At 70.3% G+C, this 26,332-nt stretch carries 23 protein-coding genes; 13 read left to right on the top strand and 10 right to left on the bottom strand.

Going from position 1 to position 26,332, the window contains the following annotated elements; translation table 11 throughout:
• Positions 1 to 25: 25 nt before the first annotated feature.
• The 5 genes from DN771_RS14000 to DN771_RS13980 all read right to left on the bottom strand — a co-directional run bounded on the left by DN771_RS14000 (position 26) and on the right by DN771_RS13980 (position 4,848).
• The gene (locus DN771_RS14000) at positions 26 to 1,351 is read right to left on the bottom strand and encodes an ABC transporter substrate-binding protein (protein WP_162941934.1); all 1,326 of its coding nucleotides are present in this window, start codon (positions 1,349 to 1,351) and stop codon (positions 26 to 28) included.
• A gap of 74 nt (positions 1,352 to 1,425) precedes the next feature.
• The gene (locus tag DN771_RS13995; protein WP_116998152.1) at positions 1,426 to 2,490 is read right to left on the bottom strand and encodes a branched-chain amino acid ABC transporter permease; all 1,065 of its coding nucleotides are present in this window, start codon (positions 2,488 to 2,490) and stop codon (positions 1,426 to 1,428) included.
• On the bottom strand, positions 2,487 to 3,386 hold the full coding sequence (locus tag DN771_RS13990) for a branched-chain amino acid ABC transporter permease (RefSeq protein ID WP_162941933.1): 900 nt from the start codon (positions 3,384 to 3,386) through the stop codon (positions 2,487 to 2,489). The genes DN771_RS13995 and DN771_RS13990 overlap by 4 nt, the downstream gene beginning before the upstream one ends.
• A 2-nt stretch (positions 3,387 to 3,388) precedes the next feature.
• Entirely contained in the window at positions 3,389 to 4,102 is a 714-nt protein-coding gene (locus tag DN771_RS13985) for an ABC transporter ATP-binding protein (RefSeq protein ID WP_116998151.1), read from the bottom strand.
• Positions 4,099 to 4,848, bottom strand: coding sequence for an ABC transporter ATP-binding protein (locus DN771_RS13980; protein ID WP_420810929.1), 750 nt, complete (start codon positions 4,846 to 4,848; stop codon positions 4,099 to 4,101). Before DN771_RS13980 ends, DN771_RS13985 begins: the two co-directional genes overlap by 4 nt.
• A 273-nt stretch (positions 4,849 to 5,121) precedes the next feature.
• Between DN771_RS13980 and DN771_RS13975 the strand changes: the two genes are divergently transcribed.
• From DN771_RS13975 to DN771_RS13935, 9 genes are all read left to right on the top strand, one after another.
• The gene (locus tag DN771_RS13975; RefSeq protein WP_116998150.1) at positions 5,122 to 5,946 is read left to right on the top strand and encodes a methyltransferase domain-containing protein; all 825 of its coding nucleotides are present in this window, start codon (positions 5,122 to 5,124) and stop codon (positions 5,944 to 5,946) included.
• A 175-nt stretch (positions 5,947 to 6,121) separates the two neighbouring features.
• A complete protein-coding gene (locus DN771_RS13970) occupies positions 6,122 to 7,135 on the top strand; it encodes a LacI family DNA-binding transcriptional regulator (protein ID WP_162941932.1) in 1,014 nt (337 codons plus the stop codon).
• Complete coding sequence (locus DN771_RS13965) at positions 7,132 to 8,436, top strand: sugar ABC transporter substrate-binding protein (RefSeq protein ID WP_116998148.1); 1,305 nt, start codon at positions 7,132 to 7,134, stop codon at positions 8,434 to 8,436. Before DN771_RS13970 ends, DN771_RS13965 begins: the two co-directional genes overlap by 4 nt.
• 6 nt (positions 8,437 to 8,442) lie before the next feature.
• Entirely contained in the window at positions 8,443 to 9,354 is a 912-nt protein-coding gene (locus DN771_RS13960; protein ID WP_205528585.1) for a carbohydrate ABC transporter permease, read from the top strand.
• A complete protein-coding gene (locus DN771_RS13955; protein WP_116998147.1) occupies positions 9,354 to 10,217 on the top strand; it encodes a carbohydrate ABC transporter permease in 864 nt (287 codons plus the stop codon). The genes DN771_RS13960 and DN771_RS13955 overlap by 1 nt, the downstream gene beginning before the upstream one ends.
• A 15-nt stretch (positions 10,218 to 10,232) precedes the next feature.
• Complete coding sequence (locus tag DN771_RS13950; protein ID WP_116998146.1) at positions 10,233 to 12,113, top strand: GH39 family glycosyl hydrolase; 1,881 nt, start codon at positions 10,233 to 10,235, stop codon at positions 12,111 to 12,113.
• A 9-nt stretch (positions 12,114 to 12,122) separates the two neighbouring features.
• Entirely contained in the window at positions 12,123 to 13,013 is an 891-nt protein-coding gene (gene dapA, locus DN771_RS13945; RefSeq protein WP_116998145.1) for a 4-hydroxy-tetrahydrodipicolinate synthase, read from the top strand.
• Positions 13,006 to 14,733: a ribonuclease J gene (locus DN771_RS13940; RefSeq protein WP_116998144.1), complete on the top strand. Its 1,728-nt coding sequence runs from the start codon at positions 13,006 to 13,008 to the stop codon at positions 14,731 to 14,733. Before dapA ends, DN771_RS13940 begins: the two co-directional genes overlap by 8 nt.
• A 118-nt stretch (positions 14,734 to 14,851) precedes the next feature.
• Positions 14,852 to 15,355, top strand: a complete 504-nt coding sequence (locus DN771_RS13935; protein WP_162941931.1) for a hypothetical protein — start codon at positions 14,852 to 14,854, stop codon at positions 15,353 to 15,355.
• 6 nt (positions 15,356 to 15,361) lie between these two features.
• Here the strand turns inward: DN771_RS13935 and DN771_RS13930 are convergent, their stop codons facing one another.
• From DN771_RS13930 to DN771_RS13915, 3 genes are all read right to left on the bottom strand, one after another.
• Entirely contained in the window at positions 15,362 to 15,703 is a 342-nt protein-coding gene (locus DN771_RS13930) for a hypothetical protein (protein ID WP_116998142.1), read from the bottom strand.
• Between the two features lie 504 nt (positions 15,704 to 16,207).
• Positions 16,208 to 16,810 (bottom strand): hypothetical protein, encoded by a 603-nt coding sequence (locus tag DN771_RS13920; RefSeq protein ID WP_116998140.1) that lies wholly within the window; start codon positions 16,808 to 16,810, stop codon positions 16,208 to 16,210.
• A gap of 112 nt (positions 16,811 to 16,922) precedes the next feature.
• Positions 16,923 to 17,300 (bottom strand): hypothetical protein, encoded by a 378-nt coding sequence (locus DN771_RS13915; RefSeq protein WP_116998139.1) that lies wholly within the window; start codon positions 17,298 to 17,300, stop codon positions 16,923 to 16,925.
• A 66-nt stretch (positions 17,301 to 17,366) separates the two neighbouring features.
• Here DN771_RS13915 and DN771_RS13910 point away from each other — a divergent pair, with 66 nt between their 5' ends.
• Both DN771_RS13910 and DN771_RS13905 read left to right on the top strand, forming a co-directional pair.
• Complete coding sequence (locus DN771_RS13910) at positions 17,367 to 19,874, top strand: FtsK/SpoIIIE family DNA translocase (protein ID WP_116998138.1); 2,508 nt, start codon at positions 17,367 to 17,369, stop codon at positions 19,872 to 19,874.
• 97 nt (positions 19,875 to 19,971) lie between these two features.
• Positions 19,972 to 20,907 (top strand): phosphotransferase, encoded by a 936-nt coding sequence (locus DN771_RS13905; protein WP_116998137.1) that lies wholly within the window; start codon positions 19,972 to 19,974, stop codon positions 20,905 to 20,907.
• A 39-nt stretch (positions 20,908 to 20,946) separates the two neighbouring features.
• Here the strand turns inward: DN771_RS13905 and DN771_RS13900 are convergent, their stop codons facing one another.
• Together DN771_RS13900 and DN771_RS13895 are read right to left on the bottom strand one after the other, a co-directional pair.
• Positions 20,947 to 23,421, bottom strand: coding sequence for an FtsX-like permease family protein (locus DN771_RS13900; RefSeq protein ID WP_116998136.1), 2,475 nt, complete (start codon positions 23,419 to 23,421; stop codon positions 20,947 to 20,949).
• Complete coding sequence (locus DN771_RS13895; RefSeq protein ID WP_205528584.1) at positions 23,421 to 24,233, bottom strand: ABC transporter ATP-binding protein; 813 nt, start codon at positions 24,231 to 24,233, stop codon at positions 23,421 to 23,423. Before DN771_RS13895 ends, DN771_RS13900 begins: the two co-directional genes overlap by 1 nt.
• A gap of 135 nt (positions 24,234 to 24,368) precedes the next feature.
• Here DN771_RS13895 and DN771_RS13890 point away from each other — a divergent pair, with 135 nt between their 5' ends.
• Together DN771_RS13890 and DN771_RS13885 are read left to right on the top strand one after the other, a co-directional pair.
• The gene (locus DN771_RS13890) at positions 24,369 to 25,316 is read left to right on the top strand and encodes an NAD(P)H-dependent flavin oxidoreductase (RefSeq protein ID WP_116998135.1); all 948 of its coding nucleotides are present in this window, start codon (positions 24,369 to 24,371) and stop codon (positions 25,314 to 25,316) included.
• Between the two features lie 25 nt (positions 25,317 to 25,341).
• Positions 25,342 to 26,274, top strand: a complete 933-nt coding sequence (locus DN771_RS13885) for an SMP-30/gluconolactonase/LRE family protein (RefSeq protein WP_227462346.1) — start codon at positions 25,342 to 25,344, stop codon at positions 26,272 to 26,274.
• Positions 26,275 to 26,332 lie beyond the last annotated feature (58 nt).

Raw genomic sequence — 26,332 nt, 5'->3', positions numbered from 1 at the left:
CCGTTACGCCGTCGAGTCGGGTGGATCAGCCGCCGAGGCTGGCGGCGTCGATCAGGTCGCCGACGAACTCGTACTCCTCACCGTTCCACTGCATGATCTGCACCTGCTGGACGGGGAAGCCGTCGCCCTCGCCGGTGCGAATCTCCACGCCCGGCAGCAGCAGCGGAGGATCGGTCCACTCGAGGTTCTTGGCCGCTTCCATGATCGCCGCCCGGCACACCGTCGGCATGCTCTCGAGCGTGTGCTGGAAGAGCTGGGCCAGCGACAGGCCGTACACGTGCAGGCCGTCGTCGGGATTGGCGTCGGGTGCGTACTCGGCGAGGATCTCGAAGTACTGCTGCATCCCCGGGTCGTCGGCCCACTGCTCGTCGGTCGGGTCCTTGATGTAGGTGTCGGTGTACCAACCGTCTGCCGCGCCGTCGTTGGTGTTGGCGATCACGGCACCGACCGATGCCGACACCGACGTGAGGATCCGCATGCCCTCGTAGCCGAGCGCCTGGGTCTGGTTGATGCCCTGGATGGCGAACTGCGGCGTAGCGATGAGCATGAACACGTCGGGGTCGCTCTCGAGCGCTTGGGCGACCTGGCTGTCGATGGTCGCATCGGTCGTCTCGTAGGTGACCTCGGCGACGATCTGGTCTGCCGCGTCGCCCATGCCCTCGCGAATGCCCGTGACGTAGTCCTTGCCGAAGTCGTCGTTGGCGTAGAGGATCGCGACGGTCGCGTCGGGATTGTCAGCCAGGGCGAACTGGGCGTAGGCGATGCCTTCGGACTCGTAGTCGGGCTGATAGCCGATCGTCCACGGGTACTCCTCGATGTCGCGACCCCATGTCGCCGCCCCCGTGGCGACATAGAGCTGCGGCACCTCGGCCTCGTTCATGTAGTCGCGGATCGCCGTGTTGGGCGGTGTCCCGAGCGGGTTGAGCACCAACCACACGCCGTCGGACTCGATGAGCTTGCGCACGTTCTCGAGGGTCGCCGGGGGCGCGTACTGGTCGTCCAGGTAGTTCCACGTGATCTGGCGCGTGACCCCGTCGCCGGCGGTGATGCCGCCCTGGGTCTCGTTGAGGTAGTCGAACCACGCCCCGATCGCCACGGGGATCGATGCGTAGGCGGCGACGGGACCCGACAACGGGTACGTTCCGCCGAGCACGATCTCGGTGTCGGTGAGGCCCTGCTCCTCCTCCGGGCACTCCACGGCCGGCGCGCTCGCGCCTCCGTCGGTGCCCTCGGCGGCCGCCTCGGTGCCCTCGGCGGCCGCCTCGGTGCCCGCCGCGGCGGTGTCGTCGACGGGCGCGGTGGTCGCCGTCGCCACGCTCCAACCGCCGCCGGCGACGCATGCACTGAGCATCGCCGCCACTCGAATCCTTGCTTTCCTCTGACTCATCGGTTCCCCCTGTGTTGTGTGTTGAGGATCGTTGGCGCTCACGTCACCGGGCCGGTCGGGATCGGCGGTTCGACGCTGTCGGTGACGGTCTCGAGCTCGGCGGGCAGAACGTCACCGGGACCCGAACCGCTGCTCGAGCGGCCGCGGCGGCGCCGGAGCAGCCGCTCGTAGCCCCGGCGGAGCAGGCCGAGGACGCCGCCCGGAGCGAGCAGCATCACCAGCACGATCACCACGCCGTACACCACACCGGGGGCGGCGTCGGAGATCTCGAGTGCCCACGTGCGCATGAAGACCTGGAAGACCCCGCCGATGAGGGCGCCGGCGATGGTGCCGAGCCCGCCGATCACGATGCCCGTGAGCACGGCGATCGACTGGCCGATCCCGAAGCTGTCGGGCCCGACGAACGGCGTGATGATGCTCATCATCGCGCCGCCCATGCCGGCGTAGCCGGCGCTGACGGCGAACGTGACCACCTTGGTCTGCGGCAGGTTCACCCCCATCGACGCGGCGGCGACCGGATTGTCGCGGACCGACATCATCGCCAGCCCCCAGCGGCCGCGCGTGAGGTTCCAGGCCACCCAGAACATGGCGATGGAGATCACGGCCATCACCAGGTAGACGAACTGGTCGTTGGACATGCCCGTCCAGTCCGGCGCCCGGAACTGGCTGTCGGGCGGGGTGCTGATACCGCCGACGCCGTTGGTGACCGACGAGAACTTCTTGATCACCTGGGGGAACGCCAGCGCCAGGGCGACCGTGATCAGCGCCAGACTCGTGCCGGGGAGCCGCAGGGCGGGGATGCCGATGATGCCCCCGATCACGAAGCACAGCACGAACGCCAACGCCATGGCGAGCCCGTACGGCAGCGCCCACTCGCGCACGCTGATCGCCACGGTGTACGCGCCGACGCCCATGAACGCGCCGTGGCCGAGCGAGATCTGACCGTTGAAACCGGTGAGCAGGTTGAGGCCGAGCATCGCCATCGCCCACGACGCGACCGTGGCGAACTGGAAGAGCCGGAAGTCGGGCGCGATCCACGTGAGGGCGACGGCGATCGCCGAGACGACGATGCCGGTGATCCACGAGCGGCCGAACGCGCTCATACCCGTGACACCGCGGCTTTCCCGAAGAGGCCGTTCGGTTTGACCAGGAGGACGGCGAGGATGACGACGCCGGCGATGACGAGGTTGAGGTTGTTGCCGTGAGGCTGCCAGTAGGCCTTCGTGAACGACTCGATGAGCCCCACCAGCAGCCCGCCGATCACCGCGCCGGGTGGCGAGTCGAATCCGCCGAGCACCGCACCGGCGAAGGCGAACAGCATGATCGACGACATCATCGTCGGCGTCAGCGCGCCGAGCTTCGGCGCGATCATCACCCCGGCCGTGGAACCGACGGCGGCGGCGAGGCCCCAGCCGATCGCCAGCATCAGCCCCACGTTGATACCGACCAGTCGGGCCGATCCCGGGTTGCTCGCCGCGCCGCGTAGCCCGAGGCCCAGCTTGGTGTACTTGAACAGCACGAAGACGACGACCAAGAGAGCGATCAGGACGAGGACGATGCCGATGTTCTGCCAGCTGAGCACCGTGTCGCCGACGCGGATCGGCTTCGTGGGCAGGGGCGAGAACGGGCGCTCGGGCAGGAAGCCCCAGTACCAGCCGGCGGCGTTCTGGATGATCGTCAGCAACCCGAGCGTGATGATCAGCAACGTCAGCGGCGACGCGTTCTCTACCCAGCGGATGATGCCGCGTTCGATCAGGAACCCGAGGACGAACGACAGGAGCATCGACGAGAGCACGGCGATGACCCACGCCAGCACCGACGAGCTCCCGATCCGTGACTGCACCTCCCACGCCAGGTAGGCCGACACCATCGCCATCTCGCCCTGGGCGAAGTTGGGGATGTGGGTGGCGCGGTGGACGAGCACGAGGGCCAGCGACAGGCTGGCGTAGATCGAGCCGTAGGCGAGTCCGTCGACGAGGGTCTGGAGCAGCTTCGACACGATCAGACCCCCAGGTACGCCCGTTGGATGGCTTCGTCGGCCTGCATGTCGGCGGCCGTGCCCGACCTGACGATCTCGCCGACCTCGAGGAGATACGCCGTGTCGGCGATGCCCAGGGCGAGCTGAGCGTTCTGCTCGACCACCATCGTCGACACGCCGAGCTGGCTGACGATGTCGCCCAACGTCGCGTACAGCTGGCGGACCACCAGCGGGGCGAGGCCGAGCGACGGTTCGTCGAGGAGGAGGAGCTTCGGATCGCCCATCAGCGCCCTCGCCACGCCGAGCATCTGCTGCTCGCCGCCCGACAGCTCGCCGGCCCGCTGGCCGCGCCGTTCCCCGAGGATCGGGAACATCTCGTACATGCGAGCGGCATCGCTGCGGATCTTCGCGGCACTGCGCCGGCGCCACGCGCCGATCGCCAGGTTCTCGGCCACCGTCAGCTCGACGAACGTGCCACGCCCCTCCGGGACGTGGCAGATCCCGAGCCGGGCGATCTTCTCCGCGGCCAACCCGACGAGCTCGGTGCCGTCGAACTGGATCGAGCCCTTCGCTCGACCGAGGGCACCGCTGATCGCTCGCAGGAGGGTGGTCTTGCCGGCCCCGTTGGCCCCCAGCACGGCGACCACCTGGCCGTCCGGCACGCTGAGATCGATGCCGTGCAGCACCGTCACCAACCCGTAGCCCCCCGTCAGCCCCCTGATCTCCAGCTCGCTCACTCTCCTCCTCCGAGGTAGGCCTCGATGACTGCGGGATTGGATCGCACCTCGGCCGGTGAGCCGGTGGCGATGGTGCGGCCGAAGTTGAGGACGGTCAGGTGGTCGCACAGCCGCATCACCAGACCCATGTGATGCTCGACGAGGACGATCGTCAGGTCGTAGCGGTCCCGGAGCAGACGGACGACGTCCATCAGCTCGTCGACCTCGCTGTGCGACAGACCAGCTGCCGGCTCGTCGAGCAGCAGGAGGCTGGGCTCGGACGCCACGGCCCGAGCCAGCTCCACCCGTTTCAGCGTGCCGTAGGGAAGGCCGGCCGCCGGGCGGTCGGCGACGTCTCCGAGCCCGACTTCGTCGAGCGCCGCGGTGGCCCGGGCCGCAATCTCCCGTTCCTCCTTGCGAACCCACGGCATGCGCAGGGCGTTCGACACCCAGTCGGTGCGCCGGACGCGGTGCATGCCGACGATGACGTTCTGGCGGACGGTGAGGCGGGGGAAGAGGGCGAGGTTCTGGAAGGTGCGGGAGATCCCATGACCGGCGACCTGATACGGCTGCATGCCGAGCAACTCGACGTCGTTCCACCGGATGCGCCCCGACGTCGCCCGGTAGAGCCCGGTCAGGCAGTTGAACAGCGTGGTCTTGCCGGCGCCGTTGGGCCCGATCAGCCCCGAGATCTCGCCCCGTCGGGCGATCATGTCCACGCGGTCGAGGGCGAGGATGCCGCCGAAGCGCACCGTCACTTCGGTCACGGTGAGGCCATCACCACCGGATCGTGTCTCGGCGAGCGCGACCGACGATCCGGAGGTGCCACTGCCGAGATCGTCCACGTAGGTCCCCCTGTGCCGGCCGTCGTGCCGGACGCGTCGGTGGGACGCGCCGGCGATGAGTGCCACCGGGTCCCCAATGACCGGCAGCGACTGTGACATTAGTCGCACAGCTCGCCGCCGCGGCGATCCGGACCGAACGTGCCATCCGAACGCGATTTTCGTGACGTCGTCTCGCCAAGGGGTACGTTTCGTCGCGTGAGCGAGAGCGGGCGCGACGCTTGGGATCCACACCAGTACCGGAAGTTTGCCGACGAGCGGTCGCAGCCGTTCTGGGACCTCGTCGGACTCATCCAGCCGTCGGGCGTGCCCGGCGGTGGCTACGGCCGATGCGCCGACCTCGGCTGCGGCTCGGGCGAATTGACCGCAGCGGTCACCGACCGGCTCAACATCGCCGAGATGCTCGGCGTCGACTCGTCCGACGCGATGCTCGCCAAGGCGCGCGCCGACGTCTCCGAGGACGAGCACCGGCTCCGCTTCGCTCGTGGTGACATCGCCCACTGGTCCGGGCGCGGCGATCACGATCTGGTGATCGCCAACGCCAGTCTGCAGTGGGTCCCGGATCACGCAGCGGTGCTCGAACGGTGGTGGAAGGCGCTCGCGCCCGGCGGCCAGCTCGCCGTGCAGGTGCCGGCCAACGCCGACCACCCCTCCCACCTGGTCGCCACGCAGGTGGCGTCCACCGAGCCGTTCCTCTCGGCGTTCAACTGCCTGCCGCCCGCCGACCCCGTCGTGCAGAACGTCCTCGCTCCCGAGCAGTACGCGCTCCTTCTCGAGCGCCTCGGCGCGGTCGCCCAGCACGTGCGGCTGCAGGTGTACGGCCATCGGCTGGCCTCGTCGGACGAGGTGGTGGAGTGGGTGAGGGGTACGTCGCTCACCCGCTTCACCCGCTTGCTCTCGGAGGAGTTGGCGGCGGCGTACATCGCCGCCTACCGCGAGCGGCTGCTCGAGGCCATCGGCGACGAAGCGCCGTACTTCTACCCGTTCAAGCGCATCCTGATCTGGGCTCGCAAAGGCGACTGACCCGCGGTCGCCCCGATCGCTTGACGGGCGCGGCGGACGGCGCGATGGTGTAAGCGCTTCCTGTAAGCACTTTCGTCCGCTCGCCAGGGAGCTCCGCCACAATCGACCGCCGGGGGTGTCGATGCCGAGTCGCCGACAAGCAGGGGGAGGGGAGCGCCGTCCGAGCGTGTACGACGTGGCCGCCCGGGCCGGCGTCTCCATCGCCACCGTCTCGCGGGTGCTGCGCGGCAACGCTCCTGTCGCCGCGGCCACCCGTGATCGCGTCATCGCCGCCGCCGACGCGCTCAGCTGGCGCCCGAGCCGCCTGGCCCGGGCGTTCGTGGAACAGAGCCACGGCGCCGTCGGCATCGTGTTCCCCGACCTCGGTGGCCCCTACTACTCGCGCGTCATCGCCGGGTTCGAGGATGCCGCCGCCGAACGCGGGTGGGCCGTGTTGATCCTCGCCGCCCACGGTCGTCCCAACGCCGACGAGCTCGTCTGCGACCTCGCCGACCGGGTCGACGGGCTGGTCGTCATGGGGAGCACGGTCGGTGACGATGTCGTCGAGTCGCTCGCCGCCCGGCGGCTACCGCTCGTCGTCCTCGCCCGGCCTCCCGTCGGCGACGTGCCCGCGGTGCGGGCCCGCAACACGGCGACGGCCGCCGCACTCACCGAGCACGTGCTCGGGCACGACCGACGCCGGTTGGCATTCGTCGGTGATCCCGCCCGATCACCCGACGTCAACGAGCGCTGGTTCGGCGTCCGCCGCGCGGCTCGCGGCCGCGCCGACGTGACGCTGATCCCGGTCGACGGCTTCGACGTCGAGCACGGCTACAAGGCCGGGCTCGACCTCGTGACCGGCGGCGGGATCGACGCGGCGGTCTGTGCCAACGACGAAATCGCCATCGGTGTCATCAACGCGGCGGTCACGGCAGGACACACCGTGCCCGGTTCGCTGGTGGTGACCGGCTGGGACGACACTCCGATCGCCGAGCGCTTCCACCCGCCGCTCACCACGGTCCGCCAGCCTCTCCACGACCTCGGGACGCGAGCGGCGCACGTCCTCTTCGACCGCGTCGAAGCCAGGCCTGCCGCATCCGTGCTTCTGGGTACGTCGGTCGTCGTCAGGCAGAGCTGCGGCTGCGCCGCCACCGACGCCACGACCGTCTCGACCGCTACGTCACGACGAACCCGAAAGGGGACACGATGAAGATCAAGGCCAGCCGTCTCGCCGCACTCGCGGCGGTCGCCATCGTCGGGACCGGAGGCGTCGCCGCGGCGACGAGCGCGCCTCCGGGCAGCGAACCTGCGGGAACCGAGTCGGCCGCAACCGAATCGGCCGCAACCGGGACGCCGGAGGACGCCGCGCCCGTGGAAGGCGACATCACCGTGTGGGCGATGGGAACGGAGGGGGAGCAGCTCGGCGTCCTCGCCGATGCGTTCGAGGAGGAGTATCCCGACGTCGACGTGGAGGTCACGGCGGTGCCGTGGGACGCCGCGCACGATCGCCTCGTCACCGCCATCGCCGGCGGCGAAGGCCCTGACGTCAGCCTCATCGGCACCACGTGGATGGGCGAGTTCGCCACCCTCGGCGGGTTGGCGCCGACGCCCGACACGATCGATCCCTCGGCGTTCTTCGAAGGCGCCTGGCAGTCCACCGTGGTCGACGGAACGAGCTACGGCGTGCCGTGGTACGTGGAGACGCGCCTCCTCTACTACCGCACCGATCTCGCCGAGCAGGGCGGCATCACGGAACCGCCGGCGGACTGGGACGGGCTCACCGAGCTCGTCACCGCGCTCCAGGAGGCCGGGGCCGAGAACGGCATCAGCCTGCAGCAGCCGTGCTGCATCGGCGCGTGGCAGACCTTCGCCCCGTTCCTGTGGCAGGCGGGCGGCGACATCGTCGACGAGTCGAACGACTTCACGCTCGACTCGCCCGAATGCGTCGAGGCGCTCACGTTCTACGACTCGTTCTTCGAGAACGGCCTGGCGCGGGCGGAGACCTCCGACGTGCCGGTCGAGGCGCAGTTCGCCGACGGCTCGGTGGGCGCCTTCATCAGCGGGCCGTGGATGATCAACATCATCACCGATGCCGGAGCCGATCCCGAGACGTGGACGGTCGCCCACCAACCCACCAACGTGAGTGGCACCTCGTTCGTCGGCGGCGGCAACCTGGCTGTCTTCGACCAGTCCGACAACCAGGACGCCGCCTGGGCGTTCGTGGAGTTCGCCTCTCGACCCGAGACGCAGGTCCTGTGGTACGAGACGGTCAGCGACCTCCCCGCCGTGCACGCAGCGTGGGACGACCCCGCCCTGGCCGACGATCCGCTGCTGGCCGCCTTCGGCGAACAGCTCGACGACACCAAGTCCCCGCCGGCGATCCCCACGTGGGAAGAGGTCGCCAGCGCCATCGACGGCCAGATCGAGCAGGTGACCGTCGGCGACACATCGCCCGAGGACGGCTGCGCGGCGATGCAAGCGGAAGCCGAGAGCATCGGGACCGGCCTGTGACCTGACGTGAGCCACGCCCGGATCGCCGGCCGCCACGGCCGGCGAGCACGGAGACGACAGGCGCTGATCGGCTGGGGCTTCAGCCTGCCGTTCGTCCTGCTGTTCGGCGTCTTCATGGCCGGCCCGATCGTCGTCTCGTTCGTCACCAGCTTCACGGACATGCGGGTGACCGACATCCGCTCGCCCTTCGGCGTGGGATTCGTCGGCCTCAGCAACTACGTCGACGTCTTCCAGGACGCCACGTTCCGCCGGGCCGCCCGCAACACGGCCGTGTACGTGGTGTTCGCCGTGCCGCTCACGATCGGTCTCGGCCTGCTCGTCGCCCTCGGGCTCAACCAGGCGACCATCAAGCTGCGCAACGTGCTGCGACTCGGGTACTTCCTGCCCTACGTCACGAGCATCGTGGCCATCTCCGTCGTGTGGCGCATCATCCTGGGGACCGACGCCGGTCTCGTGAACGGCCTGCTCGACAGCCTCGGCATCGCCGGTCCCGGCTGGCTCACCGACAGCCGGTACTCGCTGTGGTCGATCATCCTGATGACCACGTGGCACGGCCTCGGCCTGCAGATGATCATCTTTCTCGCCGGTCTGCAGGCGATCCCTCCCGAGCTGTACGAGGCGGCCGACGTCGACGGGGCCGGTCGCCTGCAGCGGCTGCGGTACGTGACCATCCCGCAACTCCGCCCGACGGTGCTGTTCTCCACGGTCGTCGCCAGCATCGGCCTGCTGCAGTTCTTCGAGGAGCCCTACGTGATGACGCAGGGCGGCCCGCTCGACTCGACGCTGTCGGTCGCCTTCCACGCCTACAACCAGTTCACGTTCGGCAACTACGGCTACACGGCAGCCATCAGCTACGTCCTGTTCGTCGTCATCGCCGGCCTCACCGCCCTCCAGTTCCGCGTCCTGAGGGAGAAGTGATGGCGTCGACCCTGGCCCCCGGCCGGTCCCGCACCGCCGGCTCGCGACGCGACTGGTCGGGCGTGGGGCTCAACCTGCTGCTGTACGGCGGCTTCGTCGTCATGGCCATCCCGTTCGTGTGGATGATCCTCAGCTCGTTCAAGACGTCGGCCGAGATGCGGCAGTGGCCCCCGACGTGGATCCCGAAGGACCCCACCACCGAGAACTACCGCGAGCTGTTCGAACGACTCGACTTCCCGCGCTACTTCCTCAACTCGATCATCTCGGCGCTCGCCGTCACCGCCGGCAACCTGCTGTTCTGCTCGATGATCGGCTACGCGCTGGCGAAGCTCGACTTCCCGGGGAAGCGGGTCCTGCTGGCGATCATGCTCGGAACGATGATGATCCCCTCGTTCGTCACGTTCATGCCGCTGTTCGTGTTCGTGTCCAACATGAACCTCACCAACACGCGGGCCGGCCTGATCCTGCCGTTCCTCGCCGGGGCGTTCGGTGCGTTCCTGATGCGGCAGTACATGCTCGGCCTGCCCGACGAGCTCCTCGACGCGGCGCGGGTCGATGGCGCCGGCGAGCTGCGCATCTTCTTCCGCATCGTCCTGCCCCTGTGCGGTCCGGCCCTGGCCACGCTCGGCGTGCTCACGTTCCTCACCAACTGGAACAGCTTCCTCTGGCCCCTCGTGGTGGCGACGGGGGAGGACATGTACACACTGCCGGTCGCCCTGGCCCTGTTCTCAACCGGGCAGCAACGGTCCAACGTGGCGCTGCAGATGGCCGGTGCGGTGATCGTCGTGCTGCCGGTGGTGGTGCTGTTCTTCGCCATGCAGCGGTACGTGATCCGCGGCATCGCCACGTCGGGTTTGAAGTAGACGGAGGGAGCCACCGTGACCGATTCACAAGAACGCGGCCTGGATTGGGAACAGGAAGCCGCCCAACGCCGCGCCGGCGACGACGACCGGCGGCCGGTCCTCCCGGCGCCGACCGGGCTCCGGGCCAGCAGCGGCCGCGGCCAGGTGACGCTGGACTGGGAGCCCGTCGACGGCGCCGCCGGCTACCTCGTGCGACGCGCGGCGGCACCGGACGGCGACTACGAGCCGTTGGAGATCGGCGAGCCGTGGGTGCGGCCGGTGCCTCATCCGCCGCTCACCGACACCACCGGGACACCCGGCGTCACCGGGTGGTACACCGTCGCGGCGGTCGCCGCGGTGGACGACCGGCGCCAGCCGCAGAGTGACGCCGTCGAGGCGACTCCACTGGTCGACGGCGAGGCGGCGTGCCGGGTCGTCGTCGACGTCGCCGCGGACCGCGGTGAGCTGCCTCGCCCGTGGCGTCCGATGATCGGCGGTGAGCGCCTGTCGCAGCTCGACCACGGGGTCGGCCCGGGCGGCCGGCCGATCGGCGACGAGTACGCCGAGGCTCTGCGCCTGGCCCACGACCAACTGGGCGTCAGCGCCGTGCGGGCCCATGCGATCCTCCACGACGATCTCGGGGTGTACCGCGAGCGAGACGGCCGGCCGGTGCACGACTTCTCCGGGATCGACCGCATCTACGACCGCGTCCTCGGGCTCGGCCTCCGCCCCGTCGTCGAGGTCAGCTTCATGCCGCGCGACCTCGCGCGCGATCCGGATCGCACCGTGTTCCACTACGACGCCATCATCTCGCCGCCGAAGGATTGGGACAGGTGGGAGGCGCTCGTCACCGATCTGGCCGCCCATCTGGTGGAGCGCTACGGGCTCGACGAGGTGCGCACCTGGGGGTTCGAGATCTGGAACGAGGCCAATCTCGAGGTGTTCTGGTCCGGCACCCGTGACGAGTACATGCGGCTGTACGACATCAGCGCCCGGGCCGTCAAGGCGGTCGACGGTTCGTTGCCCGTCGGTGGCCCGGCGTCCGCTGCCGTCGGCTGGATCGACGATCTGCTCGGGTGGGTGGGACGCTCGGGCGCCGCGCTCGATTTCCTGTCGACGCACACGTACGGCAACGCGCCGCTCGATCTCCGACCGATCGCCGCTCGGCACGGGAAGGCCGGCGTGGCCCTGTGGTGGACGGAATGGGGTGCTCACGCCACGCACTTCGACCGCGTGCACGACACGGCGTGGAGCGCGGCCTACCTCGTCCGGGGCATGGTGAGTGCCATGGGACGCCTCGACGCTCTCGCCTACTGGACGATCTCGGACCACTTCGAGGAGCTCGGCCGGCCGGCCGAGTTGCTCCACGGCGGTTTCGGCCTGCTCGCAGTCGGCAACCTGCGCAAGCCGCGCTGGTGGGGTCTCTGGATGCTCGAACAGCTCGGCCCGCGGCGGGTTGCGGCCGACGTGTCGGGCGACGGCGCCGGTGACATGGTCGATGCCGTCGCCACGACCGGACCCGACGGCGAGGTTGCCAGCGTGGTGTGGAACGGCACGGTGGACGTGACCAAGGCAGGCGGCTCGGCGCTCCTCGGTCGGGACGTGTCGGTCACGTTCACGGGGCTGCCGCCCGGGGCCTACCGCGTCCGCCACCGCCGCCTCGACCAGCAGCACTCCGATCTCGACGCAGCATGGAGAGCGATGCGCCGGGACGACCAGGCCTGGCCCGACCCCGATCAATGGGAGCTGCTCGCGGCCGCCGACCACTTGGAGGACCATGAACCGCCGACCGAACTGGAGATCGCCGGTGGCGAGCTGACGATGCAGTTCGCCCTGCCGATGCCCAGCGTCTCGCTGATCGAGCTGACGCCGACGGGTCGCCGATCCGTCCAGGAGCCGGAGGTGGCGACCGGATAACCTGGCGCGATGCCCCGCTTCGGTCGAGTTCTCACGGCGATGGTCACGCCATTCGATGACGAGCTGGCGCTCGACATCGACGGGGCGGTCGCCCTCGCCAAGTGGCTCCAGAGCGAGGGCAACGAGGGACTGGTGCTCGCCGGCACGACCGGTGAGGCTCCGACGCTCACCAGGGACGAGAAGCTGCAGCTGTGGGAGACGGTGTCAGCGGCGGTCACGATCCCCGTCGTCGCCGGCTCGACCGGAGCCAACACGGCGGCCGATGCCCACCTGACGGCCGAGGCATCCAAGCTCGGTGTCGCCGGGATCCTCGCCCTGTGCCCGTACTACAGCCGCCCGTCGCAGGCCGGCATCGAGGCCCACCTGCGTGCGGTCGCCGACGCAACGGACCTTCCGGTCGTGATCTACGACATCCCCATCCGCACGGGCCGCAAGGTGTACAACGACGTCCTGCTCCGACTCGCTCGCGAGACCGGCAACGTGGTCGGCGTCAAGGACGCCGCCGGCAACCCGGCGCGTACCGCGCAACTCGTCGCCGAGGCCCCGGCCGGGTTCGAGGTGTACAGCGGCGACGACTCGTTCACGCTGCCGCTGCTCGCCGTCGGCGCGGTCGGGCTGATCGGCGTCGCCACGCACTGGGTCGCCCCCGATGCCGTGGCGCTCTTCGACGCCTGGGAGCGCGGCGACACCGCAGAAGCCCGGCGCATCAACGCCCGTCTGCTCGACAGCTGGAACTTCGAGACCGGCGACGAGGCGCCCAACCCCGGTCCCGCCAAGGCGATGATGCGGCACCTCGGCAAACCCGCCGGCCATTGCCGGCCGCCGATGGGCTCGGATCCCGAATGGCTCGACGCCCGGGCCGCCGAGGTGTACGAGCGACTGGTCGCCGCGCGTGCCTGACGTCACGCCGACGGCAGACGGCGGTGCGGTCCGCATCGTCTTCCTCGGAGGGCTCGGCGAGATCGGGCGCAACTGCATGGCCCTGGAGTCGGGCGGGGGCCCCCAGGGCGACGGCGCCGACCGCAAGATCATCCTCATCGACTGCGGGCTGATGTTCCCCGATGCCGACATGCACGGCATCGACCTCGTTCTGCCCGACTTCACCTACCTGCGCGAGAACGCCGAGCGCATCATCGGCGTGGTCGCAACCCATGGCCACGAGGACCATGTCGGCGGCCTGCAGTTCCTGCTGCGCGAGCTCGAGGTGCCCATCTACGGCTCGGCGCTCACGCTCGGCCTGGCTCGGAACCGCATCGAGGAGGCCGGCCTGCTCGGCCGCACAGAACTGCGCGTCGTCGCCGACGGTGAGCGCGTGCAGATCGGGCCCTTCGACGTCGAGTTCATCCCGGTCACCCACAGCGTGCCGCATGCCCACGCCATCGCCGTGCACACCAACCAGGGCGTCATCCTCCACTCCGGCGACTTCAAGCTCGACCTGACGCCGGTCGACGGACGCCGCACCGACCTCGCCCGCATCGGCCAACTCGCCAAGACCGTCGCCAACGGCCGCAAGGGCATCCGGGTGCTGCTCGCCGACTCCACGAACTCCGAGGAAGAAGGGCACGCGCCGAGCGAGACCTCCGTCGGCTCGGTGTTGCGTTCGCTGTTCGCCGAGAACAAGGGCCGGCGCATCATCACGGCGAGCTTCGCCAGCCATCTGCACCGCATCCAGCAGATCGCCGACGCAGCCATCGAGAGCGGCCGGGTGGTCGCCACGCTCGGCCTCAGCATGCGCAAGAACGTGCAGCTCGGCATCGACCTCGGGGTGCTGTCGATCCCAGCCAGCAAGCTGGTCGACATCGAGGAGATCGACCGCTACGAGCCCGGCGAGATCTGCGTGATCTCCACCGGTTCACAAGGTGAGCCGATGTCGGCGCTGGCCCTTCTCGCCCGCGGCGAGAACAAGTTCGTCAAGCTCTCCGAGCACGACACGGTGATCCTGTCGAGCCACGCAATCCCCGGCAACGAGGGCAACATCAACCGGGTGATGGACGGCCTCATCCGGGCGGGAGCCCACGTCGTGCACTCCGGCATCCGCGACGTCCACGCCACGGGGCACGCCCAGGCCGACGAGCTGAAGACGTACCTGTCGATCGCCCAGCCCGAGTGGTACGTCCCCGTGCACGGCGAGTTCCGTCACCTCGTCGCCAACGCTGCGCTCGGCACGCTGATGGGCGTGCCTCGCGACCACGTACTGGTGTGCGAGGACGGCGACGTGCTGTGCGTGACCGACGAGCGGGTGGAGATGTCCGGCCGCGTGCCGTCCGGCTACCTTTACGTGGACGGCATCGTCGGCGACGTCGGTCAGGGCGTCCTGCGCGACCGGCGGGTGCTCGCCTCCGAGGGCGTCGTGGTGGTCGTCGTCACCGTGGATCAGCAGAGCGGCAAGGTGCTCGTCGGACCGGAGATCATCACACGCGGCTGGGTCTACGCCCCCGAGGCCGAGGATCTCCTCGACGAGGCGTGCGACACCATCGCCGCCGCCGTCGAGGCGTCGCTGGCCAAGGGCGTCCGCGATGTGGAACAGCTCGAGCGCGACGTGCGCCGGGCTGCTGGGCGATTCGTCTCGGAGCGCACCCGTCGCCGCCCGATGATCGTCCCCGTCGTCATGGAAGCATGACTGAAAGGACGCCTTCGGCGACGTACTTCTTGTTCCGTCGGGGCAAGCCTCGCGAGCTCGGCGCCCCGACGGCGTTCGCTCCGGTGGCTCGCTCGCTCGCAACCGGGCGAACGGGCCCGTGACTGCTGCACATCAGGGTGCCGTCGGTGTCGTCGCTCTGGGCTCGATGCTGCTCGGCGCGTGCGGGGGCGACGACGACGCCGGCTTCGCCGGACCGCTCATCGGCGAGATCGCCCCCGCCATCGACGCCGTCGAGGAGGAGCTCGGAGGCCCGCAGCAGTTCTTCGAGGTCTTCGCCGACCTCAACAAGGTGTCGGTCTGGGTGGCGATGGACGATGCCACCCGGGCGGTGCTGTACGTGTGGGCGAGCGACGAACTGACGGAGGTCGAGAGCCGGCCGGCCGAGGGCGAGACGTTCGTCGCAGCCGACCTCGACATCGACGCCGACGACATCCTCGACCAGGTGCTCGACGATCTCGGCGACAACGTCACGAAGTTCTCGGTCATCGGCGGCGAGGGCGACATCGTGCAGTACTCGGCGCTCGTCGAGTCCGACCGCGGGGGCATCCTCGAGGTCGTCGTCGACGGTGACGGCAAGATCCTCGAGTCCGGCCCGCTGTAACGGCCCTCACGGGATCTGCGGGAGCGAGTCGACGACCGATTGCAGCTCCACCGGGAACGTCACCCGTTGGGCCTCGTCGACGACGACGGGATAGATGGCGTCGTCGAGCAGCCAGTATGTGCCCGGGTCGCACGGGTCGGGGGCGTCGCCATACATCGCCGCGACCAGCCGGCACACGACGACGGCTTCGCCGGTCACACGCGCGCCGCGGACCGGGGTGAAGAGCACCGAGCTTCGTCGGGGCACGGCGACCAACGCGCCGTACGGGAGCTCGTCGCCCGCCCAGGCCGGCACCGACATCAGTCCGGCCGACACCCACGGGCAGTCGTCGCGCGCGGCGACGAACACGTCGAAGCCACCCCCCGATCTGATGGCGCCGGGCGGTCACCCGACCCAGCTCGTGCTCTGTGTTCGCCACCGCCCGGGCCCAGGCGTCGTCGGCGGTGAGCCCGATCTCTCCGAGCCGCGACAGGCCCACCCACACCCGGCGGTCGGGAAGCTCCGCCATCAGCTCGAGCTGCAAGTGCGCGCCCACCGCCCGCACCATCGTGTGCGACGGCTCGACAACCCGACGCGGGGCGAGCAGCAGGCGAAGGTGGTCGCCCGTGATCGTCCCGGCAGGTTGTCGCAGCTGTTCGAGAACGGCTGCGCTCCACGCCTCCACGAGCGCCGGCCACCGGCTCGGGGTCGTCGTCTCGGCGGTCCTGACGAGTGAGCCGGCGGCGAGACGCGCCTCCGGACCGTGGAGGTCGATGGCGACGATCAGACCGTCGCGGTCGAACCTCGAACCGCGTACGACGAGGGTGAGCAGGCTGCCGACGGCTGCGACGATCGAGAGCTCTGTCACGCGCCTCAGTCGACGATGGCGTCGTCGCCGTAGCCGAGCTCGGCGAGCTGGCGGTCGCGGCGTTCGGCGAGCCAGGTGAGCGATTCGTCCCGGCCGCCGGATGTCCAGACGTCGATGAGTTCGCGATAGAACCCGATGCTCTCATCCTTCGTCGCCCGTTCCCAGGTCTGGAACTCGACGTATCGGATGCACTGCTCGGCAGCCTCGACGGGGTTGCCACTGTCGTTGACGATCCGCCAACCAACGGCTCCCATCACGTAGCGCGAGGGCAGATCCATGTCGGACCGAGGTGATACCAGGTCGAACATCACCTGCAGCCCTCGTTCGCCCTTCTCCGCGAGTGCGGTGGGTGAGAGTTCGTCGATCCGAACGAGCGCGTGACCGACGAACGTGCGGGCGACGTCGAGATCATCGGTAGCGCCGAAGTCGATCCCACGGGGGCCACCTCGGACGTCCACCATGTCGAGTCCGTACGGCCCCGTGCGCCACGACACCGCCTGCTCGACGGCGGGAGCGACGCCGGCATGGAGGCGACCGAACGATCCCTTGGAAGCTCCGATCCACGGGATCGTCCAACCGATCGGTTCGCGGATGAGCGTGGTCTTCATGCCGCGTCCGCGAATGGTCCATCTTCCCGGAAGGTCGTCCCTGATGACACGCAGGATCTCGACCCAGCGTTTGCTGGAGCTCATCGGTACCGGACCGATGTACTGGTAGCGCTCATGACGGGACGGGAGGACCGCCAGGTGCGATCGGTCGGACTTCCGTGGTGCTGGTCGGAGCGAGACGGCTGTCCACGCGTGTCTGCCAGCTCGTGGAGATTCCGGCTGTGAAGCGGGCGCCGTATTCGTCGAAGTCGTCGGCCGCCAGGGCCCTCCCGTTGGTGACGTCGGCCAGCAGTTCGTCACCGAGGTCCGACGAGACGGCGAAGAACGGGGCGTAGACCGCGAGCCGGTGCAGGTTCCCCCGTCGTTCGGGCCCCGTGACGATCGCCGCGTCCTCGTCGAAGTCCGGTTGCGCACGCAGCCGGACGAGGGCGGCCTGGGCGCCGTCGGCCGTGTCGGCGTCGACCACGATGGCGCTGGCGTACGTGCTCACGCCGAGGCACCGTAGTCAGCGCTTTGCGGCGCTGCGGCGCGGGCGGGTTGATACCGTTCAAGGGACATGGCTACCTGGGGTCCCTCCAAGAAGCGCGAGCCGAAGGCACTGCCGCCGGCCGGCGGCAGCAACGTGCCCGCGCGCGTTTCGGAGAGCGGCGGCACGTCATCGTCGTCGCCGGGGCACGGCCGGGGGAGCGGCCACGTGGCCCGCGCCCGGTACAGCCGCAACGACGGGTCGGGCACCAGGAACCGCCGCGCCGAGGCCTCCGGCGAGCTGAAGCGGGCGATCGCCGGCCGTGAGGGGGACTTCTACGGTCTGATCCTCATCGTCGGTGGCGTGATCCTCGCCCTCGGCGTGTACGTCGACGTTGCGGGGCCACTCAGCGACGCCATCGGCTGGCTCGTCGGGTTCTTCACCGGCGTCGGCCGCTACGTCGTGCCGATCGCCATGGTCGCCGGGGGCGTCGCCCTCATCCGTGACGCCCGCACGTCGAGTCCGTGGCGTCTCCTCATCGGATGGAGCCTCACGGCCCTCGCCATCCTCGGCATCCTCCACATCGCCAAGGGCCCCGACAACACGGTCGGCTTCGACGTCGACATCATCCGCGACGCCGGTGGCGTGTTCGGATGGATGGTCGGCCGTCCGCTCGGCGCCCTGCTCGGCGACGTCGGCGCCGTCGTCCTGCTCGTCGCCGTCGGCATCGGCGGTGCGCTGCTCGTCACCCAGGCCTCGCTGCGGTCGATCGCCCAACGTACGGGGAGCGGGGCGGCCGCCATCGCCCGGCCACTGGGTCGAGCCGCTCGGCAGGCGCTCGACAACCTGTCGTCGCTGAGCAGCGACAATCAAGACGACGACGAGCGTGACGAGGACGCCGCCGACGAGGCGTCGTCGCCGACCGCCGCCCTCGCCCTCCCCGCCGCACCCAGCCCCGAACCCGAGACCCAGCTCTACGACGGCGGCGACGACGAGCTCGCCGACGACGTCGCGGCCACGCCCAAACGCAAGCGGGCGACGCCGGCCCAGCCGGCAGCACCCGCGGCCGCCTCGGCAGGGGGCGACACCGGCACCTGGACGCTGCCCCCGGTCACCCTGTTGCACCGGGCCGGGGCCCAGACGGTCAACCGTGAGGAGGTCGAGGCCCGCGGACGAGTGCTGCAGGAGTCCCTGCAACAGCACGGCGTCGACACCACCTTGTCGGGCATGACGGTCGGCCCCACCGTCACCCGCTACGAGCTCGAGCTCGGCCCCGGCGTGAAGGTCGCCCGCGTCACGTCGCTGCAGAAGGACATCGCCTACGCGATGGCCGCCGTCGACGTGCGCATCCTCGCCCCCATCCCGGGCAAGTCGGCCATCGGCGTCGAGGTGCCCAACAACACCCGTCGCCTCGTCGCCCTCGGCGACCTGCTCGTGTCGCCCGAGGCCAAGGAGGCCACCGGCGTGCTCGACGTCGCCGTCGGCATGGACATCGCCGGCAAGGCCGTGTTCCTCGATCTCGCCACCACGCCCCACCTCCTCATCGCCGGCGCCACCGGCGCCGGTAAGTCCAGCGGCATCAACTGCATCCTCACCTCGATCCTCATGCGCACCACGCCCGACCAGGTGCGCCTCATCCTCGTCGACCCCAAGCAGGTCGAGATGGGCCAGTACAACCGCCTGCCCCACCTGCTCACGCAGCCGGTCACCAACCCGAAGAAGGCCGCCAATGCCCTCGGCTGGGCGGTCAAGGAGATGGAGCGCCGCTACGACCTGCTGTCGAAGGAGGGCTTCCGGGACATCACCGGCTACAACGCCGCCTACGACCGGGGCCAGCTCACCGCCGAGATGCTGCCGAGCGGCGAGCTCGACCTCAGCGGCAGTGCCAACGAACCCGAGCGCCTGCCCTACATCGTGGTCGTCGTCGACGAGCTCAACGACTTGATGATGGTGGCGGCCCGCGACGTCGAGGACTCGATCACCCGCATCGCCCAGAAGGCCCGCGCCGTGGGCATCCACCTCATCGTCGCCACCCAGCGCCCGAGCGTGAACGTGATCACCGGTGTCATCAAGGCCAACATCCCGGCCCGCATGGCCTTCGCCGTTTCCAGCCTCACCGACTCTCGCGTCATCCTCGACCAGCCCGGCGCGGAGAAGCTCGTCGGCAAGGGCGACATGCTCTTGCTGCCCGGCAACACGTCGGTGCCCAACCGTGTGCAGGGTTCGTTCGTCAGCGAGGAAGAGGTCCGCGGGGTGGTCCAGCACTGGCGCGACCAGGCGCCGGAGGTCACCTACGTCAGCGGCGTCGAGGGCGCCGACGAGCAACCCGACCTGGTCACGGCGGCGTCGAACGCGATGTCAGCCGGTGGCGATGACGACGATGAGGCGATGATGCGCCAGGCGATGGAGCTCGTCGTGCGCAGCCAGCTCGGCTCCACGTCGATGCTGCAGCGCAAGCTCAAGGTCGGTTTTGCCCGCGCCGGGCGCATCATGGACCTCCTCGAGACCCAGGGCGTCGTCGGCCCCAGCGAGGGCTCCAAGGCCCGCGCCGTGCTGATGACGGTCGAGGAGTTCGAGGCCCTGCACCCGCCGACGTGACTCCACCGTCTGCCATCCGAGTACTGAGCGTGACCCGAGTACCGACGGTCCGGAATCGGGCCCTTCCATACTCTGATGCAGGGCACGGGGCGTCTCGATGAGGGTTCCGCCACGGCTTCCCGACGGTTGGGAGCCCGCTGTCCGTCGCTCGGTCGCCGGTGAGCTCGGCCACGACGTCGGCCTGGAGATCCTCGGATCGGGCCTCGACTGCTGGGCGGTTCGGGCCGGCGACGACATCGTCTTGAGGATCCCCCAGCACGACGACGGGGCGGCCAGCGTCGATCGCCAGCTCGGGCTCCTCACCGAGCTCGCCGAGCGCATGCCCGTCGCCATCCCCGCTCCGCTGTTCGTCGTGCCCAACCCCCTCGGACCCGGCTCGATCGGCGCGTCCCGTTTCGTCGCCGGCGAGGTGGCCGACGAGCACGAGTGGCACCGGCGTTCGTACCTCGACGACACCAACGCCTCGATGATCGCCCGCATCATCGACGCCATCGCCTCGTTCCCCGTCGACCGGGCTGTCGAGCTCGGCGTCCCGGTGGACGACGAGCGCGCCGACCTGGCGCAGGAGCTCGACGAGCTGCGGCCTCACGTCGGCGACCTGCTGTCGCCCGACGAGGCGGGCGACCTGCTCGAACGCTGGGAGCGCTACGTCGCCGACGACGACAACTTCGTCAACGACCCGGGGCTCGTGCACGCCGACCTCAGCCTCGATCACCTGCTGATCGACGACGGCCGCATCGTGGGGCTGATCGACTTCGGCGACGTCAACGTCACCGATCCCGACCTCGAGCTCGCCTACCTCTGGGCCGAGGCCGGACCGGAGTTCGTCGGTCGTGTCCAGCGCGCCCGGGGCCTCACCGTGGACGCTCGGCTCGCCGGCAAGCTCGACTTCGCCCAGCTTCGTGACGAAACGGGCGACATCCTGTGGGCGATCGAGCACGACATGGCCGACCTGCTCACCGAGGCGACCGGATGGGTCCGAGCCACCCTGCACCGCCTCGGCGACCCGGCCGAGCGCCCGGCTCCGAGATAGTGCCAGGCACTATCTCGGAGCCGGCGAGCCGACCGGTGTTCACGCCGAACGGCGCGTGAGGGCGATCGTCGGACCGACGATGGCGGCCGCGGTGAGGACCACCGTGGCGAGCAGCACGCCGATCACCGGGCCGGCCGGCACGTAGGGGACCCACGATCCGGTGACGGCCTTCGTCGCGGCGAGCAGGGCGGCGAGCCCGGTCCCGACGCCGCACACCACGCCGATGCCGGCCACGGCGCCGGTCTGCCAGCCGGCCACGGCCAGGAGTTGGCGGCGGGTCGCCCCCACCCGATCGAGCAGGGCGATCGTCCGCCGGCGGCCCACCGTCGCCGTGATCAGCGTGTTCACGAGGGTGATCACCCCGAACACGGCCATCGTGAGCACGAGCACGGTGTTGAGGAAGTCGTCCTGCTCGCCCATGCGCTCGGCCTCGCCGTTGGCAGCCCGCGTCGGCCCGGCATCGATGCCTGGGTACGTCGCCGTGAGGCTGTCGATCTCCGTGTCGGCGATCTCGCCGGCGGTGAGGATCTGGGCGACGGGCGAGTCGCCGAGGTGATCGCCGCCGGCGGCGTCGACCGGGATCACGGCGTCGCCGAACCCCAGGCCGCGACGGTACGTCGCGACCACCGTGGCCCGGTACGGCGTGCCGTCGGCGAGGAAGGTGTCGATCACGTCGCCGACGTCCGCCCCACCGTCGAGCTGGCTGACGGCGATCTCGCCGTCGTCGAGAGTGTCGAGGTCGCCGTCGACCACACCGAGGTCGAGTATGTCGGAGAGCCGGCCGGGGGTCACGGCCACCGCCGGCACGTCGATGCCGCCGCCGGCGGGGAGGAACACGGTGGTGGGCGTGATCCCGACCGTCGTTCCCGTGGACGGCAGCGCTCCCACCATGGTGACGGCATCGTCGTCGAGGCCGCCGGGCGCGGCCACGACCGTGGCCGCCACCAGGCGCTCGGCTCCCTGTGTCTCGGCGGCGTGGGTGAAGTTGGTGTTCACCAGGTACACGGTGCCGAGGAAGCTCACGCTGATCGCCACCGACACGACGGCCGAGGCGACCACGCTGGGACGCCGCTGGATGTCGGCGAGGGCGATCCGGGCGCTCGGCCCGAGCCGCTGCAGCGGGAGGCGGATCATCCAGGCGGCCACCTTCACCAGCACTGGCCCGAGCAGCGCGACGCCGGCCACCAGCGTCATCAGCATCGAGAGGGAGAGCTGGAGCTGCTGGACGGGGTCGCCCGACTCGTTGACGGCCAGGACCAGCAGGGCGATGCCACCGCCGAGGGTGGTCACTCCCAGGACGGTGCGTACCACGCCGGGCCGGCGCTCGACCTCCGACTCGCGCAGGGCGAGCAGGGGATCGGAGCGGCTGGCCCGGCGGGCGGCGACGTAGCCCGACGTCACGCCGACGACGATCGCCGCGCCGGCCGAGGCGGCCAGCAGCCACGGCGCGTTCCAGGCCGACACCCCGTCCGGGACGAGCCCGTGACTGCCGAGGCCGCGCATCGCGGCCGACGTGAGAGCGGTGCCGATGCCGTATCCGGCGGTGCCCGCCACCGCCCCGAGCACCGTCAACTCGACGTACACCTGGCGGCGGATCTGCCGTGGGGTCGCGCCGACGGCTCGCAGCAGGGCGAAGGTGCGCCTGCGCCCGGCGACCGACAGGCCGATCGCCCCGGCCGCCACGAACATGGCGATCATGGCGACGGGGATGCCTCCTCCGAGGGCGATCTCGCCGAGGTCCATGCGCTGCCCGGCGAGGCCCACCGTCTCGGCGAGCGAGCGACCGGCGCCCGTGCGCACGACCAGGTCGTCGGCGACGAGATCGCGGACGGCGTCGGCCACCTCGCGCTCGCGGCCCGGCTCGGCGACGACGGCGACGAGGTCGGCGTCGCCGTCGTGCCCGTAGAGGTCGGTCGCCACCGCGTCGCTGACGAACGCCGTGTGGTCGGCCAGCGGGTCGCCGATCGGTGCGGCCACGATGCCGGAGACGACGAAGGCCGCGTTGGCCCGGCCGGCGAGCTGGACGCTGGAGCCCACGGTCGCGCCGAGCGTCTCGGCGAGGCCGTCACCGAGGACGATCTGGCCGGATCCAGCGGGTGCCACACCAGCCGTGAGTGTGAACGGGGCGAGCAGGCTGCTCTGCCAGCCGTGCACGGTCGCCTCCAGGTGGTCGTCGCCCATCGTGACCGGCACGGAGACATCGGCGACCACCGAGGCGACGCCGGGCAGCTCGTCGATGTCGTCGGCGAGGGCCGCGGGCACACGCCGGTAGGTGGCGAGCGGGAGCGTGACCGTGTCGGCGTCGTCGCCGCTGCCGGCGGTGAACGAGACGTCCGGGTCGCCCACGACGACGGCAGCCGTGGCGGCCAGTCGGTGCTCCCGTGGCTGCATCTGCAGCGCCGTGCCGCCGAACCGGCCGACGACCGTCATCAGGGACGCGGCGACGAGGAGGGCGACGAAGATCCCTGCGTAGGCACTCGGTGCGCGGCGGGCGCTGGCGAGGAGCGTGCGCATCACCGGCTCCCGAGGCGGAGCAGGAGGTCGTTGAGTGCGGCGGCGTCGGGGGTGGGCGTGTCGCAGAACACCTCGCCCCGATCGAGCACGATCACCCGGTCGGCGGCTTCAGCCATCACCGGCTCGTGGGTCACGAGGATGATCGTCTGGCCGAGCTCGTCGGCGGCCCAGCGGAGCAGGTCGCGCACGCCGAGTGCGGTGTAGGGGTCGAGGGCCGCCGTCGGCTCGTCGGCGAACACCACGTCGGGGCGCGTGATCAGTGCCCTGGCGATGCCGACGCGTTGCTGCTGGCCGCCCGAGAGGGTGCCCGGCAGCCGTCGCAACAGCGGACCCACGCCCACGCGATCGGCGAGGACGGCGACGTCGGCGCGGTCGACCGGCCGTCCGTCGAGACGCAGGGGCAGGGCGATGTTCTCGGCGACGGTGAGGGTGGGCACGAGGTTGAGCGACTGGAAGACGAACCCCACCTTGCGGCGGCGGAGCACCGAGAGCTCCTTGCGCTTCATCGTGGTGAGCTCGTGACCGGCCAGGCGCACGCTGCCCGACGTGGGCCGGTCGAGCCCGGCCGCGCAGTGCAGCAGCGTGGACTTGCCCGATCCCGACAGTCCCATCACGGCGGTGAACGTGCCGCGGGGGAAGCTGAGCGACACCTCGTCGAGGGCGAACGGTCCGCGCCGCTGGTAGCGCTTCGACACCGCCGTCAGGGCGACGGCGGGCTCGGTGGCGGCCGTGGCGGGCATCTCGGCATGACGTGGTTCGACGACGGGGGTGTCGAACGGTGACGGGGGAGGAAGGAGGGTCGCCGTTGGCATACCTCCACGATGACGATCGCTCCCGACGCGATCGATGGTGCGGGCTCGCCAACCGGCGGTGGGGGAGTCCCCACCGTGTGACGGACGCGACACTCCGACTGTCCCCGGAGGAGACGCCGTTGTCATGATCGGGGCATGCCGGCACCCCATCCCGCCTTCGACAGCAGCGTCAACCGCGTCAGCCGCGACCTCGGCGTCGACATCCCCATCGTGCAGGCCCCGATGGGATGGATCGCCCGGAGCCAGCTGGCCTCGGCGGTCTCGGCGGCCGGGGCGTGCGGCATCATCGAGACCTCGTCGGGTGAGCTCGACACCGTGAAGGACGAGATCCGGGCGATGCGGGAGCTCACCGACCGCCCGTTCGGGGTGAACATCGCCCAGGCCTTCGTCCGCGACCCGGCGATCGCCGAGTTCGTCATCGATCAGGGCGTGAAGTTCGTGACCACGTCGGCCGGCTCGCCCACCAAGTACACGGGCGTGCTCAAGGCGGCCGGGCTCACCGTGTACCACGTCGTGCCCACGTTGGCGGCCGCCCTGAAGGCGGTGGACGCCGGCGTCGACGGCCTGGTGGTCGAGGGCGGCGAGGGCGGTGGGTTCAAGAGCCCGACACCGGTGTCGACGATGGTCCTGCTCCCACTCGTCCGCTCACGCGTCGACGTGCCGATCATCGCCGCCGGCGGCATCTGTGACGGCATGACGATGGCTGCCGCCTTCGCCCTCGGCGCCGAGGGCGTGCAGATGGGAACGCGCATGGTGTCGGCGGCCGAGTCGCCGGTGCACGACAACTGGAAGCAGGCGATCGTCTCCGCGGCCGAGACCGACACGTTGTTCCTCAACGACCGCCATTCGCCGGCCCTGCGGGCGTTGCGCACCGATCGCACCGAGGCGCTGCAGTACGCCGAGCACAACGTGTTCGGGGACTTCGGCGACGCCAAGTCGTTGTACTTCGGCGGCGACATGAACGCGGCCATCGCGCTCAGCGGGCAGGTGGCCGGTCGCATCGACGACGTGCGGCCCGTCGCCGACATCATCGCCGGTACCGTCTCCGAGTTCGCCGCCACCGTCGCCCGCCTCGCCGGTTGACGGTGCCGTGGAGGACACTGGTCGGGTGACCACACCTCCGGAGTTCACCGAGATCGCATCCGGCCTGCAGTTCCCCGAAGGTCCGGTGGCGATGCCGGACGGCTCGGTGGTGCTCGTCGAGATGTTCGCCGAGCGCATCACGCGCGTCGCCCCGGACGGGACGACGGCCACCGTCGCCGAGGTGCCCGGCGGTCCCAACGGGCTGGCGGTCGGCCCCGACGGGTCGCTGATCGTGTGCAACAACGGCGGGGCCTTCGCTCCCGTCGAGCGCAACGGGGAGCTGCTGCCAGGGCCGTTCGATCCGGCCCGCTACCGAGGCGGGTCGGTCCAGCGCGTCGACGCCGACGGCACCGTCACCACGCTCTACGCCGAGTGTGACGGACGGCCCCTGCGCGCCCCCAACGACCTGGTGATGGACGGCTTCGGCGGCTTCTACTTCACCGATCACGGCACGGTCGACAACCGAGGTGCCCGCACCGCCGACGTCACGGGGATCTACTACGCCGCCTGCGACGGCTCGGCGATCCGGGAGGTCGTGTTCCCGACCAGCTCGCCGAACGGCATCGGCCTCAGTCCGGACGGCACCATGCTGTACTACGCCGAGACGATCACCGGACGGGTCTTCCAGCGACAGATCACCGAGCCCGGGACGGTCGCCCGGACCGCGGCGCTCGATCCCGGGGCGCTGCTGGCCGGGCTGCCCGGCCTCCAGTACCTCGATTCGCTGGCGGTCGACGGCGAGGGCTGGGTGTGCGTGGCCACGCTGCTCAACGGCGGGATCACGTCGATCTCGCCCGACGGGGCGGTCGTCGAGTTCCTCGCCACCGGCGATCGCATCACCACGAACATCTGCTTCGGCGGTCCGGACCTGGACACCGCGTACATCACGCTGTCGAGCAGCGGCCGGCTCGTGTCCACCGAGTGGCCGCGCCCCGGGCTGCAACTCGCCCATCAGTGACGCCGGTCCCCGTCGGTGCTCCGGCGGCGAGATCGATCTCCCTCGCAGGCGACCCCAG

The organism is Desertimonas flava, from assembly GCF_003426815.1.
In the GTDB taxonomy this organism is placed as follows: domain Bacteria; phylum Actinomycetota; class Acidimicrobiia; order Acidimicrobiales; family Ilumatobacteraceae; genus Desertimonas; species Desertimonas flava.
This window is presented reverse-complemented; position numbering and strand designations above follow the sequence as displayed.